The sequence below is a fragment of the Mesorhizobium sp. M7A.F.Ca.MR.362.00.0.0 genome, assembly GCF_004023175.1.
GTDB lineage: Bacteria > Pseudomonadota > Alphaproteobacteria > Rhizobiales > Rhizobiaceae > Mesorhizobium.
Genome location: NZ_RZTF01000110.1, coordinates 4,962 through 17,014 on the forward strand (window position 1 = coordinate 4,962; position 12,053 = coordinate 17,014).

Consider the following 12,053-nt stretch of genomic DNA (forward strand, 5'->3'; position numbering starts at 1 on the left):
ATGGTAGACATCGATGAAATTGAGGCCGATCGCGGTGTGCCGGACCAGGATCTGCCCGGATCCCGGCTGGCCGGGGTCAGCGTCCTCATAGGTCAGAACTTCCGGGCCGCCATTGGCGTGAATGCGGATCGCTTTCGACATTGCTGGGCTTCCTGTGGGCTAGGCTTCCTGTGGGAGCGGCTGATCAAGCCTTTTTGGCACCGAGATTGGGAAAGAACTGCATGATGCCACCGATGCAGGCAAGGTAAAGCCCGGTGATGGTAATGCCGATCTTGGTGAAGGTGCTGACCTGCTCGCCCAGCACGCCGATCTGATCGTAGAAGGCGGCCAGTGCCGCCTGGGCCAGGGCAAGCGCCCCGAAAGCGCACCACAAGAGAGTCATCCCGAGGTTGATGCGCCGCAGCCGCACCACCCGCACCGGGTGGATGAAGTTGATCGGCACGAAAGTCAGGACGCCGGCCACCACCACCACCGCGAACGAAACCCATTGCCCAGGCTCGATGACGAACAGGGTGAACACCACCATGTTCCAGACCACGGGGAATCCCTTGAAGAAATTCTCCTTCGTCTTCATGCCGGTGTCGGCATAGTAGATGGCGCTGGACACGACGATGATCGCCGCCGACAGGAAAGACAGGCCCTCGCCCATGAAGCCGCGCTGATAGAGCGCGAAGGCCGGGATCAGCACGTAGGTCACGTAGTCGATGATGTTGTCGAGCAGTTCGCCCGACCATGTCGGCAGGATCTCCTTGACCTCGAGCTTTCTGGCGATCGGTCCATCGATGCCGTCGACGAACAATGCCAGCCCGAGCCACCAGAACATTGCGGTCCAGCGCTCTTCGCTCGCCGCCACAAGCGACAGGAAGGCCAGGAACGAGCCTGATGCGGTCAAGAGATGGACGGAGAACGCCCGCGCCTGTGGCCAGGTGACCTTCTTCTTCGGCCTGGGAATCCGGTCCGTGATCTTTTTGGCGGCTTTTCGGGCCGTTGTGTTCTTGCTCACGGGCCCCGCCAATCCAGCTTGCAGATTTCGGCCGAACGGCCGGCGAAATTCCAGTTGCGGCCGAAAGCCCGCATCTTGCTCTTGTCGGACCTGGCCACGATGATCTCGGGAGCGATCCAGTATTCCGAATTGCTGATCACCGTGTCCTTGTCGCGGTCCTTGCCGGGGATGGGTGTCACCGCCCCGTCGATGATCTTCGGTATCTGGAAGATACGCGTCTTGTCACGCGTCTCATAGGTGATTGGCACCTGCTCGACGCCAAGGAATTTGCCGACGAGGATGGAGAGCAGCGATGTGGTTCCGCCTGCCTTGCCCGTGAAGATCTTGGTCAGCGCCTTGACCGCGTAGACCGAGGCTCGGCTGTCGATGAACAGGCCGGCGGTCCAGTTGCCGCGGCTCATGTAGCCGGGGATTTCCATAATCAGCCCGAGATTGAGGCCGGACAGATCGACCTCACCGAAATGGCCTGCATCGATACGAAACCCCGCCCAGGTCTGGCAATAGCCTTCGGTCGGCGGATGATTGCCAAGCGATAGCACGCAGGGGCAAAAAACCGTGCAATTGCAGGAGAGTACGAGCTCTCCCTTCATCGCCCAGCTCTGGTCTGCCATCGATTTTCCCCCACTCATAGCGAGACTACTAGCAGCGCGGCTGCCCAGACAAGCAGTATCGCACCGGCCAGCCGGGTTGGAACCCTGCTGGCTGTTTGTTTTTCGATCAGGGTGAACAGCCCGATCAACGCCATCCAGAAAATGTTCATGACGCCAACGGCGAACATCACCAGCATCAAGGCCCAGCAGCAGCCGAGACACCACAGACCTTGCGCGACACCGAGCCGAAAGATGTTAAGGGGCCTTGCGCTCCAGTTCGAAAACAGGACCGAGAACGGGTTCTTGCATTTCTTCAGGCAAGCTTCCTTGAGGCCGCTGAACTGGTAGAGGCCGGCAATCACGAGAGCGAGCGCACCGGCAAGGCCGGCGACCGGATCGAGCATCCCGGCTGATAAGGCGAATGCATGGGCGGCCAAGGTCAGCGCCGCGAACATCATTGAAGCGGCGAGCCAGACGCTTAGGTAACCGGCGACCAGCACCAGCGGGTGAACGACCGGTTCGCCCTTGATGCGAGCCGTGTCAGTGATTTCGCAATAGGTGCGGATCATCGGCGCCGCCGAAGGCAGCATCATCGCGACCGCCATCAGGAGCCACATGAAAACGAGCGCGCCGGCCTGCAAGCCGAGATCTGCGTCCAAGGGCACCGGTGAGAGGCACAGCACAAAGAACCGTTCCAGGAAATCGGGCAGCGGCAGTTGCGGCAGGCTGCGCAGGATCGTGTCGCCAGGGGCGCCGACGCCCGCAATCCCTGTTTCAGCCCCGCGGATTGCCATCGCCGCAAGAGACAGCCAGGCAAGCAGGATGCAAGCGCCGACAACGACGTTTACCGTGACGCGAGGATTGCGCGCGATGCCGGCCATGGCGCGGCCGGCGCGGTCGAGATGGCTGAAGTCGTCCTGCTGGCCGGTCATGACATCCGAATGGGCCGAATCGCCGCGTTGATCAAGCGGCATGATCTGACCTATATGCTCATCGAACGGCAGGTCGGTTGGACCCGCCTCGCATTGCAAGCCGGAAGCCGATCTTGGAGCATCAGAAAACTGCGCGGATACTGGTTGCCGGCACGGGGCCGGCAGGGCTGATCGCGGCGCTCGGTTTTGCCGCCCAAGGTTTCCCGGTGACGCTGGTCGGGCCGGAGCCCACTGCCCCCGACGGCCGCACGACGGCCCTGATGAACCCTGCCTTGAAAGTGCTCGACCGGCTTGGCGTGCTCGAAGCCGTCAAATCCAAGGCGGCGCCCCTGAAAGTGATGCGCATCGTCGACGCCACCAGCCGGCTGATCCGCAGCCCGGTCGTCACCTTCCGTGCCAGCGAAATCGACGAGGACCAATTCGGGCTGAACCTTCCCAACAGCGTCCTCAACCCGGCACTCGCCAGCGCCGTTGCCGCGCATGCCGGCATCGACCGGCTGATGTCGATAGTGGCGAACTGGCATCTCGATGCCGAGCACGCCCGTGCCGTCCTGGCCGACGGCAGCACGGTCGACGCATCGCTTGCCGTCGCCGCCGATGGGCGGTTGTCACCGGCGCGCCAGGCGGCCGGCATCTCGACCTCGGCCCGGTCCTACCCGCAGGCAGCTCTCGTCCTCAATTTCGGCCATAGCGGCGACCACGCTTTCACCTCGACGGAATTCCACACCGAGACCGGTCCGTTCACGCAGGTCCCGTTGCCCGGCAATCGCTCCAGCCTGGTCTGGGTGGTCAAGCCCGAGACCGCGACCGACCTCGCCGCACTGGACGATGCGACGCTTTCTCAGCGGGTCGAACAGCAGATGCAGTCGATGCTGGGCCGGGTGACGGTCGAGCCGGGCCGGCAGATCTACCCTTTATCGGCGGTGACACCGCTGCGTTTCGCCCGAGATCGGGTGGCGCTGGTCGGCGAAGCCGCCCATGTGTTTCCGCCGATTGGTGCGCAAGGCCTAAATCTCGGCATCAGGGACGTCGACGATCTCGTTGGAATCGCTTGTGAAAATCGAGCCGACCCGGGTGCAGCCAAGGCGCTTGCGGCCTATGATTTCAAGCGCCGCCCCGATATTCTGGCGCGTAGCGGCGCGGTCAACCTGCTCAACATGTCGCTGCTTTCCGACATGCTGCCGGCCCAGATGGCCCGCGTGGCCGGGCTCGGCGTGCTCGGTGGCTTCGCGCCGCTTCGGGCTTTTTTCATGCGCGAGGGGCTTCGTCCCGGCAGCGGTTTTGCCGCGCTTGCCGGCGGGTTAGGGAAACAGGTCCGGCGCTAGGATATCGTGCCGGATCAGGTAGAGCAGCCCGGTGACAGTCACGACCGATAGACAGGTTGTGATCAGCACACTGGCCGACGCGCGCTGTACCCAGACGCCATACTGCTGGGCGATGACGAAGACGTTGGTGGCGGTCGGCAATGCCGCCAGAAGCACCGCCGAGAAGACCCATGTCTCCGAGAAATTGCCGATCCAGCTCAGCACGACATAGCAGAGCAACGGGTGCAGGATCAGTTTCAGCGCCGCAATCGGAACCATCTCGTGCGGGACGCGATTGAGCGGCCTGAGCGCCAGCGTGACGCCCATGGCAAACAGCGCGCAAGGTGCGGCCGCCCGGGAAAGATATTCCAGAAAGCGCTCCACCGGCACGGGCGGTCGAAAGCCGATATAGGCGGCGCCGACGCCCAGGGCGGTTGCGATGATGAACGGGTGCGGCACGATCTTGCGCACGACACCCAGCGCAAGCCGGAGAGGCGTGGTCTTGTCGTCGCCCGACAGCGCCATCATCATGGGCGCGATGGCGAAATGCATGATGTTCTCGAAACAGAAGATCAAGGCGACCGGCACAGCCGCCTCCTCGCCGAAGGCCAGCAATGCCAGGCCCGGTCCCATATAGCCGATATTGCCATAGGCGGCCGCGAGCGACTTGATGGTCGATTGCGCTATCTCGCCGCGCGAGGTCAGGACCGACCCCATGAACATCATGGAAAATATCATGAAGGTCGAGACGACCGAACCGAAGATGAAGCGCCATTCCGTCAGGTCTTCGAACGGCGTCTTGGCAAGCAGTTGGAAGAAAAGTGCCGGCAGCGCGACATAGACGATGAACGTGTTCATCCAGCCGAGCGCCTCCAGCGGCTGCCTGGTGATGCGCGCCACCAGAAACCCGACAAAAATCAAGCCGAAGAACGGAAGAACAAGACCGATGACGTCAGACATTTTTATGCTGGTCCGAAACCCTGGCGCCGGGCTAGCCCGTTGCTTAATAGGGCGTCAAGCGCCTCGGGATTGAATTGATGCGCGGTCTGCGCCAAATAAGCCCAAGGAATTCAGTGGTGAGTACGATGAAAACAGCCAAATTCGCAATCGGACAGGTGGTTCGCCACCGGCTGTTTCCATTCAGGGGCATCATTTTCGATGTCGATCCGCAATTCGCCAACACCGACGAATGGTACGAAGCCATCCCCGCCGACGTGCGGCCGCACAAGGATCAGCCTTTCTATCATCTGCTCGCCGAAAATTCGGAGACCGAGTACATCGCCTACGTCTCCGAGCAGAATTTGCTTGAGGATCAGTCGGGGGAGCCGGTCCGGCATCCGCAGATCAAGGAGATGTTCGACAAGAAGCCGGACGGGCGCTACCAGCCGAAACGGCAGTCGAGGCATTAACCCGCGGAGAGATGGGCGCAAAAAAAGCGGGGCATGACCCCGCTTTTTTGTGGCTCGGCGATATCGGCCGATCAGTTGGCGGTCTTCGCCTTGTCCTGCTCTTCCTTGAGCTTCTTGGCGAAATCCTGGTTGTTCTTGGCGACGAAGTCCTGAAGCTTCTTCTGCCGGTCCTCGATGTCCGACTGCTGCAGCGCCGGTCCGTCATAGGCGCCGCTGAAGCCCTGCAGGGCGACCTTGATCGGATTGGGCTGGTTCTGGAAATTGACGGAGGTCAGGGTAATCGCCTGGCCCTTCTTGAAGGCGGCGACGAGCTGATCGGTCAGCGGCACTTCCGCCACGCAACGATCCGGGAAGCAGATCACATAGTCGAGCTTCTGCGCCTTGCCGGTGTCGATCTGCAGGCCGATGCCGGGAGGCACCAGACGGCCGGTCGGGACCGTCACCTGGAACACCTTGCGGTTCACCTTGCCCTTCAGCTCGATCAGGCTGACGCCAGTGACCAGCTGGCCGTTGCCGGCGGTGGTGATGTTCTGGACATTGCAGATGTCGACGTCTTCCTGCTTGGTGCAGGCCTTGAACCAGCCTTGCGGAATCTGCTGTTGCTGCTGTGCGGAAGCAGCGGGAAGTCCTGCGCCGAGAAAGCCGACCACGCCAGCGGCCATGACCGACAGGCGGTACGCGTTGCTGTTCAGGCTCGTCATGTCGTGCACTTCCTCTCAAATGATCCCGGGACCGGCTTCTTCGTGCCGTGTGGTCCAGCTACCTGTTGCCGAAATGAGGCAACAGAATGACTTCGGAGGGCGTGTTACACTGCAAGCGATGCCGAATCCAGCCCGGCGTCAGCAATTGTTGAACGCGCGGTTGGCCGGCGCGCAGCCGCCTCATGCTAGGGTGCACACCGAATCATCAAGCCGACCCAGTAAGGAGACGGTCATGGGCCGCGTTGTTGTTTGGCTGATCACCGGGATATCGTTTCTCGCCCTTTCGCATCAGCCGGCCGCATCGGAGCCGAAGCACGCTATCGCCATGCAGGGCGAGCCGGCGTTGCCGCCCGACTATACGCATTTCGATTACGTCAATCCCGACGCGCCGAAGGGTGGCTCGATCACCTATTGCGTCGTCGGCAGCTTCGACAATCTGAACCCTTTCATCCTCAAGAGCCTGCGCACGACGGCGCGCGGCATGATGGATACGATCTTCGGCAATCTAGTCTTCGAGCCGTTGATGCAGCGCAATGCCGACGAGGCTTTCACGCTCTACGGTTTGTTGGCCGACAGCGCCGACATGGACCCGGAGCGCAAGAGCATCGAATTCCATCTCAATCCGAAGGCCAAATGGTCGGACGGTCAGCCGGTGACGCCGGAGGACGTGCTGTTCAGCTATGACGTCTACACCGAGAAAGGCCGCCCGCCTTACAGCGATCGCATGGCCAGGGTCGCCAAGCTCGAAAAGACCGGCGATCACAGCGTGCGCTTCACCTTCAACGACAAGGCCGATCGCGAATTCCCGCTGATCATCGCGCTGACCCCGATCGTCCCGAAGCACGCCTTCGACAAGGAGACTTTCGACAGGACGACGCTCAAGCCGGTGATCGGCAGCGGCCCTTATACGATCGCGCAGGTGCAGCCCGGCCAGCGCATCGTGTTCAAGCGCAACCCGGACTACTGGGGCAAGGACGTCCCGGCCAAGCGCGGTTTCGACAATTACGACCAGATCACCATTGAGTATTTCCTCAACGCCAACGCCAAGCTCGAAGCGTTCAAGAAAGGCCTTTGCGCCATCGACGACGACAGTGATCCGGTGAAGCGCGAGCGCGATCTCGATTTTCCGGCCTACCACAAGGGCGACGTCGTCGCCGAAACCTTCGACACCGGCATTCCGCCCGTGGTGACCGGTTTCCTGTTCAACACGCGGTTGCCGAAATTCGCCAACCCTGTCGTGCGGCGCGCGCTCGGCATGCTCTACGACTTTGAATGGGCCAACAAGAACCTGTTCGGCGGCAAATACACGCGCACGATGAGTTACTGGCAGAACTCCGAGCTTTCCGCGATCGGCCATCCGGCCGACGACAGGGAGAAAGCGCTTCTGGCGCCCTACCCCGGCCGCGTCCCGGCCGATGTCATGGACGGTACATGGCGGCCGCCGGTGACCGACGGATCGGGCCAGGACCGCCGCGTGCTGAAGGCAGCCTTCGATCTTTTGAAAAGTGTCGGCTACCACGTGCAGAATGGAACGATGCTCGATCCCCAAGGCAAACCCTTCAGCTTCGAAATCCTGACCGCGTCGCAGGACGAGGAGCGCCTTGCCGGCATCTACCAGCGCACGCTGGAGAAGATCGGTATCGATCTCACCATTCGCAGCCTCGACGGCGACCAGATCCAGTCGCGCAAGCAGCGCTTCGATTTCGAGGTCCTGATCGGATCGAGCGGCTTCAACAATTCGTTGTCGCCCGGCATCGAGCAGAGCGGGCGCTGGAGTTCCGCCGCGGCCAGGACGGAAGGCTCGTTCAATCTCGCAGGCGTCGCCGATCCGGCTGTGGACGCGGCGATCGAGGCGATGCTGCGCGCCCGCTCCAAGGAGGATTATGTTGCCGCCGTTCGCGTTCTCGACCGGCTGCTGATCTCCGGCAACTACATGGTGCCTATGCAGCACAACACGCAGCAATGGATTGCCTACTGGAACTACCTGGAACATCCGCAAAAGACGCCCATATTCGGGTATCAACTGCCAACATGGTGGCGCAAACCCAACTGAGGGATCAGGAGATCGAGATGAGCGAATTGAACGCCATCACCGTCGATGTGGTGTCCGATGTCGTCTGTCCCTGGTGCTTCATCGGCCAGAAGCGGCTCGACAGGGCGATTGCCGCCGTCGGCGATGTCGACGTGCATGTCCGCTGGCGGCCGTTCCAGCTCGATCCGACCATTCCGCCTGAAGGCAAGGACCGCCGCGAATACATGCTGGCAAAATTCGGCAGTGATCAGCGCATCCGCGAGATTCACGCCCGCATCGAGCCGCTGGGCGAAATCGAAGGCATCTCGTTCGCCTTTGACGCCATCAAGGTGGCGCCGAACACGCTGGATGCGCATCGGCTGATCCGCTGGGCAGGTGCCGCCGGCGAAGCCATTCAGAACAGGCTTGTGCGCCGGCTGTTCCAGCTGAATTTCGAGGAAGGCGCCAACATTGGCGATCATGCCGTGCTGGTCGAGGCGGCGCGCGAGGCCGGCACGGATGCGTCCGTGGTCGCCACGCTTTTGCCGACCGAGGCCGATGTCGAGGCGGTGCGCACCGAGATCGCCACCGCGTCGCGCATGGGCATTTCTGGCGTGCCGTGCTTCCTGCTCGAGGACAAATACGCGGTCATGGGCGCACAGGATGCCGACACGCTGGCCGATGCCATTCGCCAGGTGGCGGCCGCCAAGGCGCGCGGCGAACTGGACAAGGCCGGCTGAGCCGACCGCCCTCTCCTCTCCGCGACAGCAGCAAACGTTACTTCACCGTCGCTTTGGCCTTGCTGATGAAAAATCCATGGCCGTTCGTGGCGGTGCAGGTCAGTCCCTTGGTTGACGACTGGCACGAGAACGGCCCGGCGCTCCAGCTGTTGCCGTAGCCAAGCTTGTCGACATCGCTGCAGCAGCCCTGCTCGCCCGGGTTCTTGATCAGCGTGGCTGGCCCCTTCGGACCCAGGATAATCGTGACGTAGCTCGGCTCGACGCGCGAGCAACTCAGCTCCGGGCCGCCATCCTTTGGCTCATAGGTGCCGGTGCCGCCTTTGGCCGTGTAGATGCAGCCGATGTTGCCGGACGGCGTGTTGAACTCGATCTGGCCTTCGGCGCCGGCCGGGATGCTCTGCGCGCCGGCATGCGCCAAAGGTACGAGGGGCAGCCAGGCGAAGAGGGACAGGATTGCGGCCGCGCGTGCAAGCATTGGGAGCTTCCTTGTTGGAGAACCGGACATGCATGAGTGTCGACGATGGCGGGCAAGGTTCAACCCCAAGCGGATGAATTGTCAAACGCAGTCCCTCAGCTGACCGGACAAGACGGAACGCGCCGCTCGATCGATTCTCCCGTCACTTCCTGCCCCTGGCAAGGACGACCACGGCATTCCTGGCGAGTCACGAACCGCAAATTTTCGAGCTCTCTGGGCCGTCCGCAGTGAGAAAACCGACCGCTCGACACGATTTCGAGTTCACGAAACCGTGTGAAAGCCTTCCCCAGGGGAAGCTCCATCGACGGCATTTTATTGAAGATCAAGTATCTGAAATCAATATCGATATTTTGATTATTGCCGACCGTTGTCGCTATATTTCAGCGTGTAATCTGTTGCCTCACGGCAACGGCTGCCGGGGCAATCCGGTCGGGCCGGTTTTAAATTAATGGAAAATGATCAATTGGTGTTACCATCCGTAACAAAAGAAAAAAGGTTTGGGCGGGATCGTGATTCGGGTCGGTAGACCATCGCAAGAGTCAGTACCGGAAAAAACACCTCGCGATGCCGCAGGGCGATCGCTTCTGACGCCGGTGTCGTCGATGCGCAGCTTCTGGGGCCTGATGCGGGCCTACTGGGTTTCCGACCGCTGGAAGGAAGCCTGGACGCTGACGCTGGTGATCGCGGTGCTCACGGCGCTGTCCAGCAAGGCCGGTGTCTGGTTCGCCGAAGCCTCCGGCGAACTGGTCAATTCGATCGCCTTCTTCCATGACGCCGCCAACACCACGCCGCTTCGCTCGCTGCTGGTCAATGCCGGCGTCCTCGTGCTGCTGGTCGTACTCAAGGACGCTGGCTTTACCGGCATCCGCAATCTTGTCTCGGCGACATTGCACCGCAAATGGCGCGGTTGGCTGGACAGCCGCTTCAATGAAGCGCTGCTAGATGGCAACCATACGCATTTCCATGCCCAGCATGCATCGACCGGCAGCGGCGCACCGGCCCCCGACAATATCGACCAGCGTGTCCAGGAATCCATCAAGGACATGACCGGGGGCGCCATCGGGCTCGCCATGGGCGTACTGGCCGTCGCCACCTCGCTCTTCTTCGTCGGCCAGAAGCTGCTCGAAAACTCCGTCGAGGTGAAGGGGCTGGAGTTCCTCGGCAGCTATGGCAGCGCCATCCTGGCCTTCCTGGCCGTCGCCACCTATGTGCCGCTGAACACATGGATCGCCGTCAAGCTCGGCGGCCTGCTCGAGCGCCTCAACGTCAGGATGCAGAAGGCCGAAGGCAGCTATCGCGGCGAACTGACGACGTTCCTGCGCCGCTCCTTCCATGTCGCGGCGTCTCAGGGCGAAGGCGTGCAAAGGACCATGCATGGCCGGCTCTATGTCGATATCGACGGCACCTGGACGCGGCTGAACATCGTCAACACCGTCTATATGTCGTTCGAGCTGATCTACAATTTCATCGGCGCCCGCATTGTCGCCTATGGACCGGGCCTCGTGCCGTTCATCCACAACCGCCTCGATCTGAAGGGCTATATAACCGGCTCCGAGCTGGTCAATTCTCTGATCGGCCAGTGTTCGTGGTTCATCCACGTCATGCCCGCCATCGCCACGCTGCGCGCCAACAGCCAGCGTGTCACCGAGTTGGCCAACGCGATCGAGAATGTCCAGCATCCGCAGGAATTCTACAGCCAGACCGGCCGCTCCGATTTCCACTACACCAGCCAGAACCCGGTTTTCGGCCTGACCATCCAGAAGCTCGAACTGGCGCATCAAGGCGAGGATGCGACGCCCTTCCTCAGCGCCGCCAATCTGCGCTTCCGGCGCGGCGAATGGACTTTCCTGAAGGGCGAGTCCGGCTGCGGCAAGACCTCGCTGATCAAGGCGATCAACGGCCTGTGGCCCTATGGCCGCGGCACCATCGTCTTCCCCGAAGGCGTGAAGAGTTTCTATGCCGCCCAGGAGGTCAAGCTGCAGCCCGTGTCGCTGAAGCAACTGGTCTGCCTGCCGGGCTCCGAGCACGACCATGGCGACGCGCAGGTGGCGTCGGCGCTGCACAAGGCCGGGCTTGGCGACTTCATCGAGCACATGGCCGACGAAAGCCGCGAAGGCAAAAGCTGGGACCAGGTGCTGTCGGGCGGCCAGAAGCAGAAGCTGGTGGTGGCTCGCATCGTGCTGCAGCAGCCGGGGCTGCTGTTCCTCGACGAGGCGACCGGCGCGCTCGACCCCGACGGCAAGGTCGCCTTCCACCAGGCCATCAAGGACAACTGCCCCGATGTCACCGTGATCAGCGTCATGCACGAGGCGGTTGCGCCGAGATCGATGACCGGCAGCGAATTCTATCACAGCATCGTCGCGATCGCCGACGGCGTCGCCACCAAGAAGCCGCTGGTTCCGACCCTGCCCGCCGAACTCACCACCATTCTGGTGCAGCCAAGGCCGGTCCCAAGGCCGGTCGAAGACAAGTGGCTGCGTTTCTCGCGCCGGCTGAAGCAGAAATAACGGTTATTCCACCCCGGTCTGCCGAGGCGAACGGCGGCCGGCGATCACAGTCTCGCGATCTTGGCCGCTCGTCGGCATTTTCCCTCCTCACCGCGATTGACACGGCAAGGCGCGCTCCTATGTTGCGCCCGCTTGCAGATAGTAAAAACGCGAACCCGCAAGCGGAAAGGTCACCGCGCCATGCCTGGCGACAGTCACAGTCGAACGCAACAGCCGTCCGCCCTGACGTGACCTCACATGGTTCATGTCCTGCCGGACGGCAAGGAGTGAGCCATGAACGAATTTACCACAGTGGCAAGCGACGAAGCCGTCGCGATTGCCCGTATCCTAGCCAATGATCACGTCGCCGACATTGTCGAGGCCCTGAACAGGGAGCCTCGA

The 12,053-nt window shown here is 61.8% G+C and carries 11 protein-coding genes and 1 pseudogene; 5 read left to right on the forward strand and 7 right to left on the reverse strand.

The window, feature by feature from the left end; all coding sequences use genetic code 11:
* From EOC06_RS42635 to EOC06_RS15805, 4 genes and pseudogenes are all read right to left on the reverse strand, one after another.
* Positions 1–141, reverse strand: a pseudogene (locus tag EOC06_RS42635) (quinone oxidoreductase); the annotation flags it as partial.
* 43 nt (positions 142–184) lie between these two features.
* Entirely contained in the window at positions 185–1,003 is an 819-nt protein-coding gene (gene pcsA, locus EOC06_RS15795; RefSeq protein ID WP_023811884.1) for a phosphatidylcholine synthase, read from the reverse strand.
* Complete coding sequence (locus EOC06_RS15800) at positions 1,000–1,614, reverse strand: DUF1326 domain-containing protein (RefSeq protein ID WP_127321883.1); 615 nt, start codon at positions 1,612–1,614, stop codon at positions 1,000–1,002. The genes pcsA and EOC06_RS15800 overlap by 4 nt, the downstream gene beginning before the upstream one ends.
* Before the next feature lie 14 nt (positions 1,615–1,628).
* The gene (locus EOC06_RS15805; RefSeq protein ID WP_128308201.1) at positions 1,629–2,567 is read right to left on the reverse strand and encodes a DUF2182 domain-containing protein; all 939 of its coding nucleotides are present in this window, start codon (positions 2,565–2,567) and stop codon (positions 1,629–1,631) included.
* A gap of 71 nt (positions 2,568–2,638) precedes the next feature.
* On the opposite strand from EOC06_RS15805, the gene EOC06_RS15810 reads away from it, so the two are divergent.
* Positions 2,639–3,850, forward strand: coding sequence for a UbiH/UbiF family hydroxylase (locus EOC06_RS15810; RefSeq protein WP_128308202.1), 1,212 nt, complete (start codon positions 2,639–2,641; stop codon positions 3,848–3,850).
* Here EOC06_RS15810 and EOC06_RS15815 read toward each other — a convergent pair.
* Positions 3,827–4,789 (reverse strand): AEC family transporter, encoded by a 963-nt coding sequence (locus tag EOC06_RS15815; protein WP_128308203.1) that lies wholly within the window; start codon positions 4,787–4,789, stop codon positions 3,827–3,829. The two genes, EOC06_RS15810 and EOC06_RS15815, sit on opposite strands and share 24 nt — an antisense overlap.
* 125 nt (positions 4,790–4,914) lie before the next feature.
* On the opposite strand from EOC06_RS15815, the gene hspQ reads away from it, so the two are divergent.
* Positions 4,915–5,238 carry a heat shock protein HspQ gene (gene hspQ / locus EOC06_RS15820; protein ID WP_164762658.1) on the forward strand — a complete coding sequence of 108 codons (324 nt, stop codon included), beginning with the start codon at positions 4,915–4,917 and terminating at the stop codon, positions 5,236–5,238.
* A gap of 71 nt (positions 5,239–5,309) precedes the next feature.
* Here the strand turns inward: hspQ and EOC06_RS15825 are convergent, their stop codons facing one another.
* Positions 5,310–5,939 (reverse strand): invasion associated locus B family protein, encoded by a 630-nt coding sequence (locus EOC06_RS15825; protein ID WP_127270670.1) that lies wholly within the window; start codon positions 5,937–5,939, stop codon positions 5,310–5,312.
* A 232-nt stretch (positions 5,940–6,171) separates the two neighbouring features.
* Between EOC06_RS15825 and EOC06_RS15830 the strand changes: the two genes are divergently transcribed.
* Together EOC06_RS15830 and EOC06_RS15835 are read left to right on the forward strand one after the other, a co-directional pair.
* Positions 6,172–7,992: an extracellular solute-binding protein gene (locus EOC06_RS15830; RefSeq protein ID WP_128308204.1), complete on the forward strand. Its 1,821-nt coding sequence runs from the start codon at positions 6,172–6,174 to the stop codon at positions 7,990–7,992.
* 17 nt (positions 7,993–8,009) lie between these two features.
* On the forward strand, positions 8,010–8,690 hold the full coding sequence (locus EOC06_RS15835; protein WP_128308205.1) for a DsbA family oxidoreductase: 681 nt from the start codon (positions 8,010–8,012) through the stop codon (positions 8,688–8,690).
* A 37-nt stretch (positions 8,691–8,727) separates the two neighbouring features.
* Here the strand turns inward: EOC06_RS15835 and EOC06_RS15840 are convergent, their stop codons facing one another.
* Positions 8,728–9,165: a hypothetical protein gene (locus EOC06_RS15840; protein WP_128308206.1), complete on the reverse strand. Its 438-nt coding sequence runs from the start codon at positions 9,163–9,165 to the stop codon at positions 8,728–8,730.
* Positions 9,166–9,767: 602 nt separating this feature from the next.
* On the opposite strand from EOC06_RS15840, the gene EOC06_RS15845 reads away from it, so the two are divergent.
* Complete coding sequence (locus EOC06_RS15845) at positions 9,768–11,672, forward strand: ABC transporter ATP-binding protein/permease (RefSeq protein WP_164749012.1); 1,905 nt, start codon at positions 9,768–9,770, stop codon at positions 11,670–11,672.
* Positions 11,673–12,053 lie beyond the last annotated feature (381 nt).

Excerpts from the sequence above, each read along its gene's own strand:
- EOC06_RS15845 (WP_164749012.1), top strand. The coding sequence starts at position 9,768 with ATGCGCAGCTTCTGGGGCCTGATGCGGGCCTACTGGGTTTCCGACCGC.
- EOC06_RS15815 (WP_128308203.1), bottom strand. The coding sequence starts at position 4,789 with ATGTCTGACGTCATCGGTCTTGTTCTTCCGTTCTTCGGCTTGATTTTT.
- EOC06_RS15825 (WP_127270670.1), bottom strand. The coding sequence starts at position 5,939 with ATGACGAGCCTGAACAGCAACGCGTACCGCCTGTCGGTCATGGCCGCT.
- EOC06_RS15835 (WP_128308205.1), top strand. The coding sequence starts at position 8,010 with ATGAGCGAATTGAACGCCATCACCGTCGATGTGGTGTCCGATGTCGTC.
- hspQ (WP_164762658.1), top strand. The coding sequence starts at position 4,915 with ATGAAAACAGCCAAATTCGCAATCGGACAGGTGGTTCGCCACCGGCTG.
- EOC06_RS15830 (WP_128308204.1), top strand. The coding sequence starts at position 6,172 with ATGGGCCGCGTTGTTGTTTGGCTGATCACCGGGATATCGTTTCTCGCC.
- EOC06_RS15800 (WP_127321883.1), bottom strand. The coding sequence starts at position 1,614 with ATGGCAGACCAGAGCTGGGCGATGAAGGGAGAGCTCGTACTCTCCTGC.
- EOC06_RS15805 (WP_128308201.1), bottom strand. The coding sequence starts at position 2,567 with ATGCCGCTTGATCAACGCGGCGATTCGGCCCATTCGGATGTCATGACC.
- EOC06_RS15840 (WP_128308206.1), bottom strand. The coding sequence starts at position 9,165 with ATGCTTGCACGCGCGGCCGCAATCCTGTCCCTCTTCGCCTGGCTGCCC.